Source organism: Verrucosispora sp. WMMA2044 (assembly GCF_027497155.1).
Lineage (GTDB): Bacteria > Actinomycetota > Actinomycetes > Mycobacteriales > Micromonosporaceae > Micromonospora > Micromonospora palythoicola.
On the sequence record NZ_CP114913.1, the window covers coordinates 4,625,229 to 4,646,127 of the forward strand.

Genomic DNA, 20,899 nt, shown 5'->3' on the forward strand with positions numbered 1-20,899 from the left:
CCCCTGAAACGAAGGGCGTTATCAAGGGGCCCTTCCTTCCGGGCGGGTTCGCGTGGATACGATCGGGGGAGTCGGACAGCGCTGTCCTTCGTACTTGACGTGAGGAGCGCATGGTGACCGACCAGCACGATCACGACGGCCCCGACGCCGCGCTGCGCGCCGACATCCGCAGGTTGGGCACGTTGCTCGGGCAGACCCTGGCCCGCCAGGAGGGGCGCCCGCTGCTCGACCTCGTCGAGGAGATCCGGGCCCAGGTCCGCACCGACGCGCCGGCCGCCGCCCGGCGGCTCGGCGGGCTCGACGTGACCACCGGCACCAAGCTGGCCCGCGCCTTCTCCACCTACTTCCACCTGGCCAACATCACCGAGCAGGTGCACCGGGCCCGCGACCTGCGGCGTCGCCGCGCCGTCCAGGGCGGCTGGCTGGACCAGGCGGCCAAGATGATCGCCGAACGCGGGGTGCCGGCCGAGGAGATCGCCTCGGTGGCCCGCCGGTTGGCGGTACGTCCGGTCTTCACCGCTCACCCGACCGAGGCGGCTCGCCGGTCGATCCTGTCGAAGCTGCGCGCGATCGCCGACGAGCTGGACGCCGAGACCGCCAACGCGATCCTCTACGGCGCCAGCGACGAAGGCCCGGCGAACCGGCGGCTGGCCGAGCTGCTCGACCTGATGTGGCAGACCGACGAGCTGCGGCTGGACCGGCCGGACCCGACCGACGAGGCGCGCAACGCCATCTACTACCTGCGTGACCTGTACGCCGAGGCGGCCCCGCAGGTGCTCGACGACCTCGCCGAGACGCTGCGTACGCTCGGCGTGGAAACCTCGCCGACGGCCCGACCGCTGACCTTCGGCACCTGGATCGGCGGTGACCGGGACGGCAACCCGTTCGTCACTCCGGCGGTGACCCGCGAGGTGCTGGCCATTCAGCACGAGCATGGCCTGACCGCCACCGAGGCGGCGATGGAAGAGCTGATCAACGAGGTGTCGGTCTCCCGCCGCCTGCGCGGGGTCTCGCTCGACCTGTCCGCCAGCCTCGCCGCCGACCTCGACGCGCTGCCCGAGGTGGCGCCCCGCTTCCGACGGGTCAACGCCGAGGAGCCGTACCGGCTCAAGGCCCGCTGTGTCCGCGCCAAGCTCGCCAACACCCGGGCCCGGCTGCGCCAGGGCACCCCGCACGTGCCGGGGCGCGACTACCGGGGTTCGGCCGAGCTGATCGCCGACCTCGATCTGCTGCGCGCCTCGCTGGCCCGCAACTCCGGTCAGCTCACCGCCGTCGGCCGGCTCGCCTCGACCATCCGTACCGTCTCCGCGTTCGGCCTGCACCTGGCGACCATGGACGTCCGCGAGCACGCCGAGAAGCACCACGAGGTGCTCACCCAGCTGTACGCGGCGGTGGGTGAGGTCGACGACTACCCGTCGCTGAGCCGGCTGGAGCGCACCAAGCTGCTCGCCGACGAGCTGGCCAGTCGCCGGCCGCTGTCGACGGCGGACACCCCGCTGAGCCAGTCGGCCCGCAAGACCTTCGACGTGTTCAGCACCATCCGTGAGGCGCAGGACCGGTTCGGCGCCGAGGTGATCGAGTCGTACATCATCTCGATGACCCTCGGCGTGGACGACGTGCTCGCCGCGGTCGTGCTCGCCCGCGAGGCCGGCCTGGTCGACGTGCACAGCGGCCGGGCCCGGATCGGCATCGTGCCGCTGCTGGAGACCCCGGCCGAGCTGAACTCCGGCGGGGAGCTGCTCGATGAGCTGCTGTCGCTGCCGGCGTACCGGGCGCTGGTGGCGGCCCGGGGCGACGTGCAGGAGGTGATGCTCGGTTACTCCGACTCCAACAAGGAGGCCGGCATCACCACCAGCCAGTGGTCCATCCACCGGGCCCAGCGCGCACTGCGCGACGTGGCCGCTCGGCACGGGGTGCACCTGCGGCTCTTCCACGGCCGGGGCGGCACGGTCGGGCGCGGCGGCGGCCCCACGCACGACGCGATCCTGGCCCAGCCGTACGGCACCCTGGACGGCGCGATAAAGGTGACCGAGCAGGGTGAGGTCATCTCCGACAAGTACACCCTGCCCGCGCTGGCTCGGGAGAACCTGGAGCTGAGCGTGGCCGCCGTGCTCCAGGCGACGCTGCTGCACACCGCGCCCCGCCAACCCGCCGAGATGTTGGAACGCTGGGACGCGACGATGGACGTGGTGTCCGAGTCGGCGTTCCGGTCGTACCGCTCACTGGTCGAGGATCCGGACCTGCCCGCGTACTTCTGGGCCTCCACCCCGACCGAGTTGCTCGGTGCGCTGAACATCGGCTCCCGGCCGGCGAAGCGGCCGAACACCGGCGCCGGGCTGTCCGGGCTGCGGGCCATCCCGTGGGTGTTCGGCTGGACCCAGACCCGGCAGATCGTGCCCGGCTGGTTCGGGGTCGGCTCCGGTCTGGCCGCCGCCCGGGAGGCCGGGCTGGCCGACGTGCTCGCCGAGATGCACCGCAACTGGCACTTCTTCCGCACGTTCCTGTCGAACGTGGAGATGATGCTGACCAAGACCGACCTCGGCATTGCCCGCCGGTACGTCGAGACCCTGGTCCCGAAGCAGCTGCACCCGATCTTCGACAAGATCGAGCAGGAGTACGAGCTGACCCGGCGCGAGGTGCTCGCCGTCACCGACTCACCGGACCTGCTGGAGAACTCCCCGGTGCTGCAACGCACCCTCGCCGTACGTGACACCTACCTGGAACCGCTGCACCACCTTCAGGTGGCGCTGCTGCGGCAGTACCGCGACTCCGGGGCGGCCGGCCGGGCGGTGGCCACCGCACCGGGTGGCCGACGCGCCCCCAGCGACGGCACGGCCCTGGAGCGGGCCCTGCTCACCACGGTCAACGGCATCGCGGCCGGCATGCGCAACACCGGCTGACGGACGATCAGGGGCCCGTCGAACCAGCATTGGCGGGCCGCAGCCGTCTCGGCGCCGGGCCTGGGGTCTCCCAGGCCCGGGACGGCCGTTCACCCTCCACTCCCGAGTGGCAAGCCATGACCGCAGGGGAACAGAGCAGGGCCATGGTCACGGCATGGCAGCCCGCTGACGGGTGCGACGTCGGTTGCCCGTCCCACATCTCCCACCCGAGCGCTTCCACTCCATGCCGGCGAGGCATCCGCTACGACTTTTCCGGTCCCGACTGAACCAGAGTCCGGGCCGTTCAGGACTGACAGGGCATTGACGGAAGTGTAAGCTCCACTTCACGTAGCCGAATCTCGCTGCTGTCGGTCAGCGGAATGACTCACAACGCGTGCCATCGGCAGATCCAAAAGAAACGGGGGAACCGTGAAGAAGGTGCGGCAGATCCTGGCCATATTTGGCCTGGCAACGATCATGTTCGTGGCAGCGCCACCCGTCGCAGCCCAGGCAGCCGCCTGGGACTGCCCCACCAGCAACATGTGCGTCTGGGACGGCGCCAACGGAACCGGAAAGCGGTGCGCCTGGTCCGACAGGGATGCTGACTGGCACAACTCGCCGACCGTGTGCTCCTGGGCAAAGAACTGGCCCGTCCGCTCCGCGCGCAACAATTCCAGAGTCAATGTCTACATTTTCAATACCCCCCACTCGGTCAACGGCGCAGACCCTATCCTCAGTCTGAGCTCACGCTCATCAAGCCCCGACGTCCGCTTCTACGGCAGTTGGCACTACTTCTACTAGGCCGAACAGACCGGGCTGCACGGTATGTCGCGGACACCCTGCCCGGTGGGTGCCGTTCTTGTTTGGCAAGCTCCTGAGGATGGACCTGGAAACCCTCGCGGTTGTCGTCGTCTGTCTCGGTGCCGGCGGCGCGGTCGGCTGGTTCGCCGCCCGGGCCCGCTCGGCGACCGAGATCGCCCGGTTGGACGCCACGCTGCGCGCCACCCGCGAGGGCGAGGGGCGACTAGAGCAGTCGATGCGGGCGTTGAGCTATGAGGCGACGGCCCAGTCGCAGGAGGCGGTCGCCCGGGCGGTGGCCCCGTTGCACGAGACGCTGCGCCGCTACGAGCAGCGGGTCGCCGATCTCGAACGGGAGCGGGTCGACGCGTACGCCGAGCTGCGCGAGCAGGTCCGCGCGATGAGCGCGGTCTCCGGTGAGCTGCGGACGGAGACGAAGCAGTTGGTGGCGGCCCTACGTGCGCCGCAGGTGCGTGGGCGGTGGGGCGAGCACCAGTTGCGGCGCATCGTCGAGGCCGCCGGGATGCTGGAACACTGCGACTTCGCCGAGCAGGTCACCGCCGCCACCGACCAGCAGACGGTACGCCCCGACCTGGTGGTTCGCCTGCACGGCGGACGAAGCGTTGTGGTGGACGCGAAGGCGCCGTTCGACGCGTACCTCACCGCGATGGAGGCGCGCGACGAGCGGGGCCGGGACGCCCATCTCGACGCGCACGCCAAGCACCTGCGGGCGCACGTCGACGCATTGGCCGCCAAGTCGTACTGGTCCGCATTCGAGTCCACTCCGGAGTTCGTTGTGCTCTTCGTGCCGGCTGATCCTTTTCTGGACGTCGCCCTGCAACGCGATCCGACGCTGTTGGAGCACGCCTTCGCCCGTAACGTGGTGCTGGCCACCCCGGCCACCCTGGTCGCGCTGCTACGTACGGTCGCCTGGTCGTGGCGGCAGGAACAGCTGACCCGCAATGCGATGGCCGTGCACACGGTGGCGCGGGAACTGTACGGACGGTTGTCGACGCTCGGTGACCACGTCGGTAAACTCGGTGCCTCACTCGGTGGTGCGGTCACTGCGTACAACCGGGCGGTGGGCTCGCTGGAGGCGCGGGTGCTGGTGAGCGCCCGCAAGCTGGCCGAGCTGGGGGTGTCGGATCAGGAACTGCCCACGCCGGGGCAGGTGGAGCTGGCGCCGCGGCAGCCGCAAGCGCCGGAATTGCTTGCGGAATCCACACCGGATGATCGAACTCGGTCTAACTGAAATCGGCCCCTATCATCTTCGATGTGACAATGAGCGTCTCGCATATCACGAGATGGTCACAACGTACCCGGCGGTAGTGACATCGACGGTCGGCACCACGAAGGATTTCGCTCACGCGTGCCCTGCTTCTGAGGGCGCCTGAGTTCTCTGGAGGAAAGAGAACGTGAGCAAACCCCGAAACCTGAGCCGGCGTACCTCCGCCGCGCTCTTCGCCTCGGTGATGGCGGCCAGCGCCGTGACCGTGGCGGGCGGTGCCGCCACCGCGAGCGCCGCTCCTGCCGGACCCGACACCGCGCAGGCCACCCCCGCCGAGTCGTTGGATCAGCACGACGCCAAGTTGCTCGCCGAGGCGGAGGCGAAGAAGGCCCCCACCGTCACGATGATCGTCGCCACCGACAAGGGCAAGGCGAAGGACGTCGCCGACGACCTCGAGGATCTCGGCGCGGCCGTCACCGAGCGCTACGACACCATCGGCTACGTGCTCGCCAAGGTGCCGACCGGCAAGGCGGTCAAGGCCGCCAAGCTGCCGGGCGTGGCCACCATCGACCTGGACGAGAAGATCCAGCTGCCCGACCCGAAGCCGGAGGTCGCTCCCGGCGGCAAGAAGGGCGGCAAGCAGGGCGACACGCTCAACGGTCCGGGCGCCCGGACCAAGGCCGACAACCCGTACATGCCGACGAACGAGACCGGTGCGGTCAAGTTCGTCAAGCAGCACAAGAAGTGGGACGGCCGCGGCGTCACCATCGGCATCATGGACTCCGGTGTGGACCTGGAGCACCCGGCGCTGCAGGAGACCACCACCGGCGAGCGCAAGATCGTCGACTGGGTGACCGCGACGGACCCGTTCGAGGACCCCACCTGGCGGCCAATGATCAACCAGGTGACCGGGCCGACGTTCACCCTCGCCGGTCGCACCTGGACCGCACCGGCCGGCAGCTACCGGTTCAACCTGTTCAGCGAGAACATCACCATCGACAGCGACCCGGCCGGTGACGTCAACCGCGACGGTGACAACACCGACCGGTTCGGCATCCTGTTCGACCCGACCACCAACAACATCTGGGTCGACACCGATCAGGACGGTGACTTCACCGACGAGGCCGTGATGCGGCCGTACAAGGAGAAGTTCGACGTCGGCCACTTCGGCACCGACAACCCGGCGACCGCGATCAAGGAGCGGATGTCGTTCGTCGTCGAGTACCGTAAGAACGTCTCTGCGGGCGCCAACGGCCTAGTGGACTTCGTCAACATCGGCATCATCGAGAGCGCCCACGGCACGCACGTCGCCGGCATCACCGCCGCGAACGACATGCTCGGCAACGGCGCGTTCGACGGTGCCGCCCCCGGCGCCAAGATCGTTTCCTCCCGTGCCTGCTCCTGGGGCGGCGGCTGCACGGCCGCCGCGCTCACCACCGGCATGGCCGATCTGGTGATCAACCGTGGGGTCGACGTCATCAACATGTCGATCGGTGGCCTGCCGGCGCTCAACGACGGCAACAACGCCCGCGCCACCCTCTACAACAACCTGATCACCACCTACGGGGTGCAGATGTTCATCTCGGCCGGCAACTCCGGCCCGGGCGTGAACACCATCGGTGACCCGTCGGTGGCGGGCAACGTGGTCAGCGTCGCCGCCAGCATCAGCAAGGACACCTGGCTGGCGAACTACGGCTCGGTGGTCAAGAAGAAGAACGCCCTGTTCAACTTCTCCTCGCGCGGCCCGCGTGAGGACGGTGGCGCCAAGCCGAACATCGCCGCGCCGGGTTCGGCCATCTCCACCACGCCGGTGTGGCAGCCCGGCAGCCCGGTCGCCGAGGCCGGCTACGCGCTGCCGCCGGGCTACGGCATGTTCAACGGCACGTCGATGGCCTCTCCGCAGGCCGCCGGCGCCGCCGCGCTGCTGCTCTCGGCCGCCCGGGCGACCGACAAGGGCATCACCCCGGAGATGCTGCGGCGGGCGATCTTCACCTCCGCCAAGCCGATCGCCGACACCCCGACCTACGGGCAGGGCTACGGCATGTTCAACGTGCCGGGTGCCTGGAAGCTGCTGAAGAAGGGTGTCCAGACCCGCTCGTACACCTCCGCCGCCCCGGTCTGCACGGTGCTCTCCGGCCTGCTGGCCACGCCGAACCAGGGCACCGGCGTCTACAACCGCTGCGGCTCCGCCGACGGCGGCCACAAGGTCAACCAGGCGAAGTCGTACCAGGTCACGCTGACCCGGACCAGCGGCCCGGCCGGCAACGTCAAGCACAACATCGGTCTGCGCGGCAACGACGGCACCTTCTCGGCGCCGAAGAACGTCACGCTGCCGCTGAACACGCCCGTCACCATCACGATCATCGCCAAGCCGAAGACCGTCGGCGCGCACGGCACGATCGTGACCGTCGACGACCCGGCCACCAGCACGATCGACTTCGAGGTCTCCGCCGTGGTGGTGGTCTCGAACGACGTCAGCAAGCCCAACTTCGCCTACTCGGCGCAGGGCTCGGTGGACCGGAACAGCACCACGTCGTACTTCGTGACGGTGCCCCCGGGCGCCGGTGCGCTCCAGGTCAACCTCTCCGGCATCGCCACCGGGTCGCAGACGCGCTTCATCGCGTTCAACCCGTGGGGCGTTCCGGTGGAGAGCACCTCCAGCCTGGCCTGCTTCACCAACCACGTCAGCACGGTCCTCTGCAACGCCTTCGAGCGCGACTACCAGAACCCGATGCCGGGTGTCTGGGAGATCGAGGTCGAGTCGCGGCGGACCTCGCCGTCGCTGAACAACCCGTACCAGATCCAGGCACGGGTGCAGGGCGTCGCGGTCGAGCCGGCCGTGGTCGAGCTGCCGTCGGTCACCGCCGGCGCACCGACCCCGGTCACCTGGTCGCTGAAGAACACCTTCGGCCCGGTCACGGTGACCGGTCAGGGCGGCGCGCTGGCCAGCTCGCACGCGGAGCGGCCGACCATCGTCGAGTACGCGACGCAGGAGTACACCGTGGACGTGCCGGCGGGCGCCACCAGCTTCACCGCCCGCATCGGCAACACCTCGGACGCCGGCGCCGACCTCGACCTGTTCGTGTACCGGGGCGGTGCCTTGATCGCGTACAACGCGGACGGGGACTCGGAGGAGTCCGTGACCCTGAACAACCCGGAGGCGGGCACCTACACCGTCGTCGTCGAGGCGTACTCGGTCGACGGCGCGGGTGGCAGCACCGAGTACGACTACCGGGACTCGTTCTCCTCCCCGGCGCTCGGCACCCTCTCGGCGTCGAGCGGCACCCTCACCCTGGGGCACGGTGCCACCGGCACCATCTCGGGCACGGTGACGGCCCAGTCCACCCCGGCCGCGGGCCGGAGCCTCTACGGTGAGCTGACCGTGGTGACCACCGAAGGCGCGGTCGTCGGCCGCGGCGCGGTCTCCATCGGCGCGGTGAACTGACACCACCCGCACCATCAGGAAGCCCGTCTCCGGTTCTCCGGAGGCGGGCTTCCGTCCGTCCACGGGCCGAGCCGGTCAGCCGACCGGCTCGGCCCGCTTCGAGTGGCGGCCGAGGAGACCCACCACGAGCAGCAGGTACGCGGCCAACTCGACGGCGGCGAAGACGGCCGGTCCGGAGGCGGGCAGACTCGCGTTGGCCCTAAACGCGGCGGTCAGCAGGACACCAGGTCCGGCGGCCGACGGCAGCGACAACGAGGCGAGCGCCGCGTCCAGGTGGGTCACGGCGACCAGCACCAGCAGGACGGCACCGCCGGCGGCGATCCGGTGGCGACGCCCGGCCAGCAGGGCAGCCAGGACCACCGCGCCGACGGCGAGGGCGAGGGGTGCCAGCATGGCGCCGACCGTCGCCACGCCGGACGGGCCGGTGTCGCCGGGACCGGGCGACTGGGTCGCGCGTACCGCAAAGTGGATCTCGACCAGCCGGACGGCCGCGTACCCGACCACGAGCGTCGCCGCCAGCACCGCACCGGCGAGGGCGAAGCGTCCCGGGCGGGCGTCACGCCACCGACCGGTCAGCAACAGGATCAGGACGAGGAACAGCGCCGCCCAGCTCAGCCGGAGGCCGGTGACGAACCCCAGGGTCGGGTCAACTGCGCCGGGTCGGAGGACCTGCCATTCCCGGTCGGCGGGTTCGGCGGGCATCGTGATCCACGCGTCGACGACGAGGACGGTCAGCGCCACCGGCAACGCCCAGGGCAGATCCGGTGACCGGGCGGTCAGCGCGTACGCCGCCAACACCAGCAGCGCGGCCACCTCGGCCTGGCGCAGCAGCGGAACACCGGTGAGGATGCCGAGGACGTGGACGGCGGCGAGGGCCCCGGCCGCCGCAGGAAGGATCGGTCGGTACCGCACCGGGGCATCCTGCCATCAACTGATCCACATCGTCGGCCCGTGCCGCCGTCGCGGGCGGCCCGGGGTCACGAAATCAGCTGCGCCTGGCGGAGGCCACGACGAACGGGGTGCCCTGCTGGCAGGTGGACATCATGGTCGGGTCGGGGCGCCCGGTCACCGTCACCGACGCCCCCGCGCCGAGCACGTCGCGAGGACCGCCGAGCAGCAGGTAGCCGTCGAGCAGCAGGCAGCCGGGCTCGACGCCGGACTCGACCCGGCCGGTCAACGTGATCTCGCCGGTCGCGGGTGGCTTCGACGGGGCGCTCGGCCGGACCGTCGGTCGGGTGGTGGGCGCCGTCGGGTCCACGGGGTCGGAGGGTGAGGGCGCGGGCGCGGACCCGGTCGGGTCCGGGGTGGGCAGTTCGGTCACCGGTGACGCTCCCGTCGGGGTCGGGGTGGTGGTGCCGTCACCCGCCTCCTGGCCGGCACAGGCGGCGAGCGCCGTGCAGACGATCAACGCGGTGGCGGCGATCCGTATGGTCCTCATACCAAGCTCTGACGTACCGGACCGGTGATCAGTTCCACCGGGCCGGCCTGGCGTGCTCACGAACCTGTCCGGTGGCTCAGTCGCGGGCCGCCGCGGCGGCCTTCATGTCCCGCTTGAGTTCCTGCGGCAGCGAGAAGGTGAGCCGCTCGTTCGCGGTCACCACCTCCTCGACGTCGGTGAAGCCACGCTCGGCGAGGTGTGCCAGCACCTCCTGTACCAGTTCCTCCGGCACGCTGGCACCCGAGGTCAGGCCCACCGTCCGCGCGTCGGCCAGCCAGGCGTCCTCGATCTCGTGGGCGAAGTCGACCAGGTGGCCACCACGGGCACCGCCGTCCAGGGCAACCTCGACCAGGCGTACGGAGTTCGACGAGTTGCGTGAGCCCACGACGATCACCACGTCGCACTCCGGCGCGATCTCCTTGATCACGTGCTGCCGGTTGCTGGTGGCGTAGCAGATGTCGTCGCTGGGCGGTGACTGGAGCATCGGCAGCCGCTTCTTCAGCCGGGCGACGGTCTCCATCGTCTCGTCCACCGACAGCGTGGTCTGCGACAGCCAGACCACCTTGTTCGGGTCCCGTACGGTGATCCGGTCGGCGTCCTCCGGACCGTCCACCAGCTGGATGTGCTCCGGTGCCTCGCCGGAGGTGCCGATGACCTCCTCGTGCCCCTCGTGACCGATGAGCAGGATGTCGTAGTCCTCGGCGGCGAACCGCTTCGCCTCGTGGTGCACCTTCGTGACCAGCGGACAGGTGGCGTCGATCGCCTTCAGCGACCGCTGCTTGGCCTGCTCGTAGACCTCGGGTGCCACGCCGTGCGCGGAGAAGATCACCGTGGCGCCCTCGGGCACCTCCTCGTTCTCCTCCACGAAGATCGCGCCCTGGGCTTCCAGCGTCCGCACCACGTGCTTGTTGTGCACGATCTGCTTGCGGACGTAGATCGGGGCTCCGTAGAGCTTGAGCGCCTCCTCGACGGTCTGCACCGCCCGGTCCACGCCCGCGCAGTAGCCGCGGGGCTTGGCCAGGAGCACGCGCTTGCCGGTCCGGTAAGTCGCCTCAGCCTCAGTCACCCCCTCATCGTACGTGCCACCCCCGCACCCGGCAGCGCCCGAGCCGCCCCCCACCGCCCGTTGATCATGAAGTTGTCGCCCGCGACACGCCGTGCCGAGCACAACAACTTCATGATCGACGCCGGTCGGGATGGGGTCGTAGGGTGGGCGGGTGGGTGTGGGTGAGGGGGCTGGTGGGAAGAGCAGCTCGGATGAGCCTTGGCCGGTTCGGGTGGTCAGTCAGAAGATCGGTGCCTGGGTGGCCCGGCTCGGGTGGGTGTGGGTCGACGGGCAGGTGGCGCAGATCAGCCGGCGGCCCGGTGCCAGCACCGTGTTCCTGACGCTGCGTGACCCCTCCGCCGACCTGAGCCTCACGGTCACCACCAACCGCGACGTCCTCGACTCCGGCGCGCCGGAGCTGCGCGAGGGGGCCCGCGTGGTGCTGCACGCCAAGCCGGAGTTCTACGCCGCCCGGGGCACGCTCAGCCTGCGCGCCGACGAGATCCGTCAGGTCGGCCTCGGTGAGCTGCTCGCCCGGCTGGAGAAACTCAAGAAGCTGCTGGCCGCCGAGGGGTTGTTCGACCGGGCGCGCAAGCGCCGCCCACCGTTCCTGCCGCAGCGGATCGGGCTCATCACCGGTCGGGCCAGTGCCGCCGAGCGGGACGTGCTGACGAACGCCCGCCGACGCTGGCCAGCGGTGGAGTTCCGCACGGTGAACGTGGCGGTCCAGGGCCCGGCCGCCGTGCCGCAGATCGTGGACGCGCTGAAGGTGCTGGACGCGGACCCGAGCATCGACGTCATCATCCTGGCCCGCGGCGGGGGTGGCATCGAGGATCTGCTGCCCTTCTCCGACGAGGCACTGTGCCGTGCCGTTTTCGCCTGTCGCACACCGGTGGTCAGTGCCATCGGCCACGAGACGGACGCGCCGCTGGTCGACTACGTGGCCGACGTCCGGGCGTCGACCCCCACCGACGCGGCCAAACGGGTGGTGCCCGACCTCGCCGAGGAGGTACGCCTGATCAAGCAGGCCCGGCACCGGCTGCACCGGGCCGTGCACAACCTCGTCGATCGGGAGGCCCACCGCATCGACGCGCTACGCTCCCGACCGGTGCTGGCCCGGCCACAGGTGATGATCGAGCAACGGGCCGCCGAGCTGGTCGCACTGCGCCAACGCGCCGGCCGCTGCCTGGACCACCGGCTCACCGCCGCCGACGACGACCTGCGGCACACCCTCGCCCGGTTGCGCGCGCTTTCCCCGGCCGCCACCCTCGACCGTGGGTACGCCATCGTGCAACGCGCCGACGGCCACGTCGTACGCGCGGCCAGCGAGGTGGCGGCCGGCGATCCGCTTCGGGTACGCCTGGCCGACGGCGAACTGTCCGCCACGGTCGACACCTGAGCAGTACATTCACCGCCCGGGCCGGCGGCCTCGTCTCGGGGGCGCCGGGTGCGTGAGCCACCAAACCGGGCCCCGGAGCCACACCGCCGGACCGCTGCGGCGGTGACGGCACGCGAGCGCGGACGACGGCGGTGCGGCCGCCGGTGGTGTCGGGCGGTTGTGCTGAGATGGGTGCGATGACTGACGAGAAGACAAGCGGGTCGGACGAACGACTCAGCTACGAACAGGCCCGCGCCGAACTCGCGTCGGTGGTGGAGCGGCTGGAGGCCGGTGGCACGTCGCTCGAGGAGTCGCTGGCGCTGTGGGAGCGCGGCGAGGCGCTGACGGTGATCTGCCAACGTTGGCTCGACGGTGCCCGCGCCCGCATCGACGCCGCGCGGCCCGACCCGACTGCCTGACCGGACCCGAGGACGGACCCGTCGCCGGCGGCAGGCCGACCGGCACGGCAGGCCCACGGCCCGGGTGACCGGCAGGCCGACCGGCACGGCACGGCCAGCTCAGGTGACCGGCAGTCCAGCCGATTCCGGCAGGCGTCGCGGCGGGAGCCGGTCGGCTCCCGCCACGACGCGTACGGTTCATTCCGGGCGAGGCGGCCGTCCGGCCACGTCGCCGCGCTTCGGGCTCAGTCGAACAGGTTGTACAGCTCCGGCGGGGCCTCGACGACCTGGTCGGCCGGGGGCTTGGTCGCCTCGGTCGCGTTGCCGTAGTCGGAGTAGGTCACCCTGATCTCCTGCCCGGCCGGCCGGCCACCCTCGGGCAGTCGGATGACCATCTCGGTGAGCCGTCCCTGGGCGTCGGTCGTCGCGGTGAACGGCACCGACTTCGCCTCCGCGCCGAGCGCGGCGACCACGCTCGGGTCGAGGGAACCGGCGTCGGCGGCCTTCGACAGGTCGAGGGTGCCGGCGTACGCCCCGTCGCCGGTACGACGGACATCGGTGACGGCCTGGGTCAGCGCCTCACTGCCGGCGGGGTCGACCTTGTCGAAGTCGAAGCCCAGGCTGCGGTTGCCCTGAATCCGGCTCTGGTCGAGGTGGTGGTACTTGCCGAGGTTGAGTCGGTCCACCCCGGGCACGCCGCTGGCCGCCTGGCCCTGAAGGTCCAGCTTCACCCAGCTGTCCGGCTTGGCGTGGATGACGTCAAGACTGATCGCCAGGTCGTCGGTCGACTCGCCGAGGCGTACCCGCATCTCGGCGCTCTGGCTCGGCTGGTGCACCTGCCCTTCCATGACGGAGCCGGCACCGGACATGCTGAACCTGAAGTTGCCGTTACGGATCTCCCGGGTCGAGTCGAGCAGCGCCTGCTTCGCGTCGGTGTCGGCCTCACCGGCGGTACCGGTGGCGCTGGCGGTGGCGGTGGCGGTGGCGGACGGTGTGGCGCTCGGCCCGGCGTCGCCGGTGTTGGTGCAGGCGGCGACTCCGGGCGTGAAGAGGGCGACGGCTACGAGGCCGGCGCTCAGTCGTCGAACGGTCATCGGTGTCTCCCAGCAGGGTCATCCGGTGCGTTCTCGCGCCGGAGGCTCCCCTCCTCTGTTCCCTGCCGCCCGCCCCGCCAATCACCCGAAACCGGCCAAGCCCCTCCGACCTTCTCGGCGAGCAGCCGGAACGCGTACGGGGGTGGGCTGAGCCCACCCCCGTAGCATCGCCGCTCGGCCTACTTGAACATCTCGTAGGTCTGCTCGCTCGCCTCGATGACCTGGTCCGTCGGCGGCTTCTGCACGGCGGTCGCGGCACCGTAGTCGCCGTAGGCGATCTTGATGTCCTGCGCCTTGGTCTCGCCCGCCGCCGGGACGGACATGACCAGCTCGCTCAGCCGCCCCTCGGCGTCCAGCTTCGCGGTGAACGGGATCGCCTTGGCCTGGTCGCCGAGCGCCTTGAGCATGTCCTCGTCGGCGGCCACCGAGTCCTTCACCGAAGTGAGGTCGAAGGTGCCGCTGTAGGTGCCCTCGCCGGTCTTCTGCACCTCGGCGAGGCCCTCGAACATGCCGGCGGCGTCGGCCGGGTCGGTGCCCTCCTTGAAGATGTCGAGGTTCTTCGCGTCCTTGGCCTTGGCGGCGTCGAGGTGCTGGTACTTGTCCTTGATCGCCTCCATCCCCGGGACGCCGGCGAAAAGGTCACCGAGGTCGACCTTCACCCAGGTGTCCGGCTGGATCTGGATGAGGTCGAAGTCCATGGTGAAGTCCTCGTCACCCACGGTCATCGTCATCTGAGCGCTGTTGCTGGGCTTGTGGAACGTGCCCTTGCCGGTCATCGAGTCGGCCGTGATGGTGAACGTGAAGTTGCCCTCGGCGAGCCCCTTGGTGCTGGCGACCAGCGCCGCCTTCGGGTCGGCCGGAATGCCCGCATCGGTCGAGGCGCCCGCGGAGGGCGAGTCGCCGCTGGCGTTGTTGCAGGCGACGAGGCCGGGAACGAGCAGCGTGGCGGCGAGGAGGCCCACGCTCCACCGTCGAATGTTCACAGATCGTCTCTCTTCAAGCAGGTAAGCCCGACCGAACACAGCCGGCCGGGCAGCGAACCCGGGGAGCGTAGCGGATCGCGCCGACACGCAGGGGGCACCCGATGCGCCGGCCCACCCGCGCCGGTGGCGGTCGTTCAGTCCACGGCGGTGGCGAGCGCGCGCAGCTCGTTGTCGCGGGCGTCGCCGACGACGATCACCGTGCGCTGCGGCTCAAGCAGCACCAACGCCTGCTCGTTGCCCCGGGCCGTGTACCGCTGCCAGGTGCCCGACCCGAGATCGGCCTGCCCCTGCGGGCGGCCCTCGTCGGTCAGCTCGGCCGGCAGCAGCCGGTCCGGCGGCACGTTGCTCTGCACCAGTTGCAGGCCCCGCCCCTCCGGGGTGACATATCCCACCCGCAGGATCGCCCCGTCCTCGGCCGTACGGTAGGTCGCGCGTACCGCCCGCCACTCGTCACCCAGCCCGGTCGGCTCGCTCACCGGAAACGCGCCGGCCGATCTCGCCTGTTCGAAGGCGGGCGCCGGATCGACCGTGTTCGGTTCGTCCCCACCGAGAAAGCCCCGGTAGAAGGCGAGTAGCAGGGCGATCGGAATCAGCAGCACGAGCAGCGAGATGGCCATGTCCCGCGGGGACCGCTCGGACTTCGCGGCGGCTGCGGGTGGTGGCACGGGCTCGTCGTCGGGTGTGCGGTCAGCAGGCTGTGCAGGTTCCACCCCGCCATTCTCGCAGCCGCCCGACCGGCGGTATCCGTCCCATCACCGCCCCGACCCGGCTGCGCATCCGCCATCGTGTGAGGATCAGCGACGAAGCCGGCAGCGCCGGCCCGCCCCGCACCGCCGCGAGGAGGAGCCGTTTTCATGACCACCATCAGGACGCGAATTCCCCAGAACCTCGACCGCAACCTGGCCCTCGATCTGGTCAGGGTCACCGAGGCCGCGGCGATGGCCGCCGGCCGCTGGGTCGGCCGGGGCGACAAGGAGGGCGGCGACGGCGCGGCCGTCGACGCGATGCGCAAGCTGATCAACTCGATCCCGATGAAGGGCGTCGTGGTGATCGGCGAGGGCGAGAAGGACAACGCCCCGATGCTGTTCAACGGCGAGGAGGTCGGCGACGGCGACGGCCCCGAGGTGGACGTCGCGGTGGACCCGATCGATGGCACCACCCTGATGAGCAAGGGCATGCCGAACGCCCTCGCGGTGCTGGCCGTGGCCGAACGCGGGGCGATGTTCGATCCCAGCGCGGTCTTCTACATGGAGAAGCTCGCCGTCGGCCCGGCCTATGCGGACGTGGTGGACATCGAGGCCGGCACGGTCGAAAATCTTCGCCGCATCGCGAAGACCAAGGGCACGAGCGTCTCCGAGGTCACGGTCTGTGTGCTCGACCGCTCCCGGCACGACGGCCTGGTCGACGAGATTCGCCGCGCCGGGGCCGGCATCCGCTTCATCTCCGACGGCGACATCGCCGGCGCGATCGCCGCCGCACGGGGCGAGTCGGACGTCGACGTGCTGATGGGCATCGGCGGCACCCCGGAGGGGATCACCGCCGCCTGCGCCCTGAAGTGCATGGGCGGCATGATGCAGGCCAAGCTCTGGCCGCGCGACGACGCCGAGCGCGAGAAGGCGGTCGCGGCCGGCCACGACCTGGACCGGGTGCTCACCACCGATGACCTGGTCACCGGCGACAACTGCTTCTTCGTGGCCACCGGCATCACCTCCGGGGACCTGCTGCGCGGCGTGCGGTACCGGGCCGGCGGGGCGTACACCCAGTCGATCGTGATGCGCTCCAAGAGCGGCACCATCCGGGTGATCGACTCGTACCACCGCCTGGAGAAGTTGGCGCTCTACTCGGCGGTGGACTTCGACGGTCGGCCGCTGGACGAACAGGCTTGAGTGCCCCCACGGCGACCCGGCCGGCGGTGTCGGCGGGTCGCCGGTTCGGCGCGGTGGCGCTGGCGACCCTGGCCGGGGTCGCGGTGGCGACGCAGTCGCGGATCAACGGCGAGTTGGGCGTACGCCTCGGCGACGGGGTCGCCGCCGCGGTCGTCTCGTTCGGTTCGGGCCTGCTGCTGCTGTTGCTGCTGGTACCGGCCACCCGCGCCGGACGACGCGGACTGACGGCGCTGCGTACCGCCCTCCAGCAGGGAGCGCTTCGGCCCTGGCAGTGCCTGGGTGGTGCCTGCGGCGCGTTCCTGGTGTTCACCCAGGGCGCCACCGTCGGCACCCTGGGAGTCGCGGTGTTCACCGTGGCCGTGGTGGCTGGCCAGTCCGCGAGCAGCCTGCTGGTCGACCGGGCGGGGATCGGCCCGAGTGGCCGGCAGGCGGTGACCGGTGCCCGGCTGGCCGGTGCGGCGCTGACCGTGGTCGCGGTGCTGCTGGCGGTCAGCGACCGGTTCCGCGAGCCGTCCACCCTCGCTTTGGCCCTGTTACCGCTGCTGGCCGGCGTAGCGGTCGCCTGGCAGCAGGCGGTGAACGGGTGGGTCCGGGTGGTCACCGAGAGCACGCTGACCGCCACGCTCGTCAACTTCACCGCCGGTACGGCGGTGCTGCTTGTCGCGTTCCTCGTCAGCCTCGCGCTGCGGGGTCTGCCACCCGGCGAGCTTCCCAACGATCTCTGGCTCTACCTCGGTGGGCCGATCGGCGTCACGTTCATCGCGGTGGCCGCCGCGGTGGTCCGCCTCACCGGCGTGTTGCTGCTCGGTCTGGCCACCGTCGCCGGCCAGGTGGTCGGCGCCGTGCTGCTGGACGTGCTGATGCCCTCCGCCGCCTCGCATCCCGACCCGACCACGCTGCTCGGTGCCGTTTTGACCCTGGTCGCCGTGGCGGTCGCCGCGCTCGGCGGACGAGTCAGGGCATGGTCATCGGAGACTCGGAGCGGTACGGCCCGTCGAGGTCGGACCGACGACGCCGGAAGATGATCGCGGCCACGATGCCGCCCAGCAGCCCGAACAGGTGCCCCTGCCAGGAGATCCGTTCGTCGGTGGGCAGGACGCCGACCAGTTGGCCGCCGTAGAGGAGCCCGACCAGCAGGAACACGGCGAAGTTCCACCAGCTCCGCTCGAAGATGCCCCGGGTGAGCAGGATGCCGAGGTATCCGAAGATCACCCCGCTGGCACCGACCACGATCGTGTTGGACGAGCCGGTGAACCACACGCCGAGCCCGCTGACCAGGACGATCACCAGGGTGGACCAGAGAAAGCGCCGGGCACCCGCGGCCAGCACGAAGGTGCCGAGGAGAATCAGCGGGATGCTGTTGCTGTAGAGATGGTCGAAGCCGTGGTGCAGGAACGGCGAGAAGAAGATGCCGTCCAGTCCGTCGATGCGCTGCGGGATGATCCCGGCGGCGGAGTCGAACCCGGCGCCCAGCCAGACGTCGAGGCCCTCGATCAGGAAGAGCACCGGAACCACCGCGCACATGGCGACGAACGCCCGGCCGATGGACGCGTAGAAGGCCACGGTGCCGAAGCGGTGGGGATCGCCACTTCCGGGAAGCAGGGTCACCCGTCAACAGCTATCAGCAAACGGCGACAGCCGCCACTTTTCCCGGCACGAGGCACGAGCGACACGGCGGCGGGGCGCGGTCGCCCGCGCGCCGCCGCCGTGGTCCAGCTCAGTAGTAACCCTTGGCCTGCGAGTGGTTCCACGCCGCGCAGGGCGTGCTGTAGCGGCCCTTGATGTAGCCGAGCCCCCACTTGATCTGGGTGACCGGGTTGGTCTGCCAGTCGGAGCCGACCGAGGACATCTTGTTCCCCGGGTACGCCTGCGGGATGCCGTACGCCCCGGAGGAGGGATTACGGGCCTTGTGGTTCCAGCCACTCTCCTTGTTCCAGAGCCGGTCCAGACAGGGGAACTGGTCGATCTTGAAGCCCGCATCGATCATGAGCGCGCAGCCGACCTTCCGGTTACCGCTGTACTCCTCGCAGGACTCGGGAATCGGGCCGTCGTACGGCTTCGCGGCCCGGGCCGCAGCCTCCTTGGCGGCCTTCTCCTCGGCCTTCCTGCGTGCCGCCTCCTCCGCCTTGCGGGCCTTCTCGGCGGCGGCCTTGGCCTGCTTCCGCACTTCGGTGGCCTGCTGCCGGGCGGTACGGACCTGGCGGGAAACCGTCTCCTGCTGCCGGTACTCGACGTTGACGTCGATGTCGCTGACGCTGCCGGCCACCTGAGCACCGGGGCCTGAGCGTTGGGACTGGCGGTCCTCACTGAGGTAGAAACCACCGGCCACGCCCACCGAGAGCAGCGCGACGGCTGCGGTGCGGGCGGCGAACCGGCTCCACGGCCGACTCACGAAGTGATCCCTTCGTCGGGGTCAGGGTCGCGGTGCGCCCAGACCAGACTGAGGTCGTAGCGCACCACGGGCGCCCGTGGCCGGCGTACCGGCCACCGTGGACGCACCGCGTCGCCTGGCTGGCGTCGTCCGCTCCGGTGTTGGAGTGACGAACGATCACCAACGATGCGTCGGGTGCGTGGGCGCCCGTGGGACACGATCGCGCACAGTGAGGCTGATGGGAAACCGCAGACCTCAATTGTGACGTTGGTCACGCCAAATTTCGGTGCAATACCCCTGAAAAGCTGGTCAGGTCGGGATGTCCTCCAGCAGGTCCGTCACCATCGCGGCGATCGGCGACCGCTCCGAACGGCTGAGCGTCACGTGCGCGAACAGCTGATGACCCTTCAACGCCTCGATCACCGCCGTGACACCGTCGTGCCGTCCGACCCGGAGATTGTCCCGCTGGGCGACGTCGTGGGTCAGTACCACCCGCGAGCCCTGGCCGATCCGGGAGAGCACGGTCAGCAGCACGCCGCGTTCGAGTGACTGTGCCTCGTCCACGATGACGAAGGCATCGTGCAGGCTGCGGCCCCGGATATGGGTCAGCGGCAGCACCTCGAGCAGACCGCGGGAGGTGACCTCCTCCAGCACGTTCTCGTGCACCACCGCGCCGAGGGTGTCGAAGACCGCCTGCGCCCAGGGCGACATCTTCTCCGACTCCGAGCCGGGCAGGTAGCCCAGTTCCTGCCCACCGACGGCGTACAGCGGGCGGAAGACGATCACCTTCTTGTGCCGGCGACGTTCCATCACCGCCTCCAGCCCCGCGCACAGGGCAAGGGCGGACTTGCCGGTGCCGGCCCGACCGCCGAGCGAGACGATGCCGATCGACTCGTCGAGCAGCAGATCGAGCGCGACCCGTTGCTCGGCCGAGCGCCCGTGCACACCGAACGCCTCCCGGTCGCCACGGACCAGCCGCACGGTCTTGTCCGGCAGCACCCGGCCGAGCGCCGAGCCCCGGGACGAGTGCAGCACCAGACCGGTGTGGCAGGGCAGACCGGCCGCCGCGTCCACGTCGATGACCTCTCCGGCGTAGAGCTTGGCGATGTCGTCCTCGGCCAGCTCCAGCTCGGCCATCCCGGTCCAGGTCGGGTCGCTGGCCTGGCCGTGCCGGTACTCGTCCGCGCGCAGCCCCACGGAGGCGGCCTTGACCCGCAACGGCATGTCCTTGCTGACCAGCGTCACCTCCCGCCCTTCGGCGGCGAGGTTGAGCGCGACGGAGAGGATCCGTGCGTCGTTGGACTCGTTACGGAAGCCCGGCGGCAGCACCCCGTCGTCGGTGTGGTTCAGCTCCACCCGCAGCGTGCCGCCGACGTCGTTGGCGGGCACCGGCCGGTCGAGCCGACCGTGGCGCACCCGCAGCTCGTCGAGCATGCGTAGCGACTGTCGGGCGAACCAGCCCAGCTCCGCGTGATGCCGCTTGCCCTCCAGCTCGGAGATCACCACCAGCGGAAGCACCACCTCGTGCTCGGCGAAACGGTGGAACGCCGCCGGATCGCTGAGCAGGACCGAGGTGTCCAGAACGAAGGACTGACCCGCTGGTCGAGGCTCCCTGGGGTCGACCGAACCGGCGGCCGCCGTGCGGCGGCTCCGGGTGCTGCGGCGGGTCGTGGTAGTCGCGGCCGGGCCCTGGTCGGCACCGGCGGTCGTACGGCGAGTCGTCACAGGCCTGCTCCGGCGGATGGGCACCCGGCCACCCGCGGTCCGCCTCCTCCGGATGCCCGACTGACACGGGGTCGGATGCGGGCCCCGTGCGCGAGGTCGCAGGCCGGGCGGGCCGGCTGGCTCGGGACAACCCCGCGCCATGCCTAGACGCTAGCTCCCCGCACCCGTCCCGGCTAGTAGTCGCTCATGAACTGCCGCGGGCGGACGCGACGGAGTTCCGCAACCCGCGCG

At 70.5% G+C, this 20,899-nt stretch carries 16 protein-coding genes and 1 pseudogene; 8 read left to right on the forward strand and 9 right to left on the reverse strand.

Annotated features, from left to right (window positions below):
- Window positions 1-113 precede the first annotated feature (113 nt).
- From ppc to O3597_RS20995, 4 genes are all read left to right on the forward strand, one after another.
- Window positions 114-2,900, forward strand: coding sequence for a phosphoenolpyruvate carboxylase (gene ppc / locus O3597_RS20980; protein ID WP_164446101.1), 2,787 nt, complete (start codon window positions 114-116; stop codon window positions 2,898-2,900).
- Between the two features lie 408 nt (window positions 2,901-3,308).
- Entirely contained in the window at window positions 3,309-3,680 is a 372-nt protein-coding gene (locus O3597_RS20985; RefSeq protein ID WP_281602168.1) for a peptidase inhibitor family I36 protein, read from the forward strand.
- A gap of 79 nt (window positions 3,681-3,759) precedes the next feature.
- Complete coding sequence (locus tag O3597_RS20990; protein ID WP_281602169.1) at window positions 3,760-4,929, forward strand: DNA recombination protein RmuC; 1,170 nt, start codon at window positions 3,760-3,762, stop codon at window positions 4,927-4,929.
- 163 nt (window positions 4,930-5,092) lie between these two features.
- Window positions 5,093-8,350 (forward strand): S8 family serine peptidase, encoded by a 3,258-nt coding sequence (locus O3597_RS20995; protein WP_281602170.1) that lies wholly within the window; start codon window positions 5,093-5,095, stop codon window positions 8,348-8,350.
- A 75-nt stretch (window positions 8,351-8,425) separates the two neighbouring features.
- Here the strand turns inward: O3597_RS20995 and O3597_RS21000 are convergent, their stop codons facing one another.
- From O3597_RS21000 to O3597_RS21010, 3 genes are all read right to left on the reverse strand, one after another.
- On the reverse strand, window positions 8,426-9,262 hold the full coding sequence (locus O3597_RS21000) for a hypothetical protein (protein ID WP_281602171.1): 837 nt from the start codon (window positions 9,260-9,262) through the stop codon (window positions 8,426-8,428).
- Window positions 9,263-9,335: 73 nt separating this feature from the next.
- On the reverse strand, window positions 9,336-9,788 hold the full coding sequence (locus O3597_RS21005) for a hypothetical protein (protein ID WP_281602172.1): 453 nt from the start codon (window positions 9,786-9,788) through the stop codon (window positions 9,336-9,338).
- A 76-nt stretch (window positions 9,789-9,864) separates the two neighbouring features.
- Window positions 9,865-10,854, reverse strand: coding sequence for a 4-hydroxy-3-methylbut-2-enyl diphosphate reductase (locus O3597_RS21010; RefSeq protein WP_281602173.1), 990 nt, complete (start codon window positions 10,852-10,854; stop codon window positions 9,865-9,867).
- Window positions 10,855-11,011: 157 nt separating this feature from the next.
- Here O3597_RS21010 and xseA point away from each other — a divergent pair, with 157 nt between their 5' ends.
- Window positions 11,012-12,232 carry an exodeoxyribonuclease VII large subunit gene (xseA, locus tag O3597_RS21015; RefSeq protein WP_164446740.1) on the forward strand — a complete coding sequence of 407 codons (1,221 nt, stop codon included), beginning with the start codon at window positions 11,012-11,014 and terminating at the stop codon, window positions 12,230-12,232.
- Between the two features lie 176 nt (window positions 12,233-12,408).
- A complete protein-coding gene (locus O3597_RS21020; protein ID WP_164446107.1) occupies window positions 12,409-12,630 on the forward strand; it encodes an exodeoxyribonuclease VII small subunit in 222 nt (73 codons plus the stop codon).
- A 224-nt stretch (window positions 12,631-12,854) separates the two neighbouring features.
- Here the strand turns inward: O3597_RS21020 and O3597_RS21025 are convergent, their stop codons facing one another.
- The 3 genes and pseudogenes from O3597_RS21025 to O3597_RS21035 all read right to left on the reverse strand — a co-directional run.
- The gene (locus O3597_RS21025) at window positions 12,855-13,703 is read right to left on the reverse strand and encodes a hypothetical protein (protein ID WP_281602174.1); all 849 of its coding nucleotides are present in this window, start codon (window positions 13,701-13,703) and stop codon (window positions 12,855-12,857) included.
- Between the two features lie 179 nt (window positions 13,704-13,882).
- Window positions 13,883-14,686, reverse strand: coding sequence for a hypothetical protein (locus tag O3597_RS21030; protein ID WP_281602175.1), 804 nt, complete (start codon window positions 14,684-14,686; stop codon window positions 13,883-13,885).
- 134 nt (window positions 14,687-14,820) lie between these two features.
- Window positions 14,821-15,360: pseudogene (locus O3597_RS21035) on the reverse strand (DUF4245 domain-containing protein); the annotation flags it as partial.
- A 180-nt stretch (window positions 15,361-15,540) separates the two neighbouring features.
- On the opposite strand from O3597_RS21035, the gene glpX reads away from it, so the two are divergent.
- Window positions 15,541-16,572: a class II fructose-bisphosphatase gene (glpX, locus tag O3597_RS21040; protein ID WP_164446111.1), complete on the forward strand. Its 1,032-nt coding sequence runs from the start codon at window positions 15,541-15,543 to the stop codon at window positions 16,570-16,572.
- A 26-nt stretch (window positions 16,573-16,598) separates the two neighbouring features.
- Window positions 16,599-17,597 carry a DMT family transporter gene (locus tag O3597_RS21045; protein WP_281604603.1) on the forward strand — a complete coding sequence of 333 codons (999 nt, stop codon included), beginning with the start codon at window positions 16,599-16,601 and terminating at the stop codon, window positions 17,595-17,597.
- On the opposite strand, the gene O3597_RS21050 is transcribed toward O3597_RS21045, so the two are convergent.
- The 3 genes from O3597_RS21050 to O3597_RS21060 all read right to left on the reverse strand — a co-directional run bounded on the left by O3597_RS21050 (window position 17,527) and on the right by O3597_RS21060 (window position 20,668).
- The gene (locus O3597_RS21050; protein WP_164446112.1) at window positions 17,527-18,180 is read right to left on the reverse strand and encodes a rhomboid family intramembrane serine protease; all 654 of its coding nucleotides are present in this window, start codon (window positions 18,178-18,180) and stop codon (window positions 17,527-17,529) included. The two genes, O3597_RS21045 and O3597_RS21050, sit on opposite strands and share 71 nt — an antisense overlap.
- A 109-nt stretch (window positions 18,181-18,289) precedes the next feature.
- Complete coding sequence (locus tag O3597_RS21055) at window positions 18,290-18,964, reverse strand: lytic transglycosylase domain-containing protein (RefSeq protein ID WP_164446113.1); 675 nt, start codon at window positions 18,962-18,964, stop codon at window positions 18,290-18,292.
- 288 nt (window positions 18,965-19,252) lie between these two features.
- Entirely contained in the window at window positions 19,253-20,668 is a 1,416-nt protein-coding gene (locus tag O3597_RS21060) for a PhoH family protein (RefSeq protein ID WP_164446114.1), read from the reverse strand.
- Window positions 20,669-20,899 lie beyond the last annotated feature (231 nt).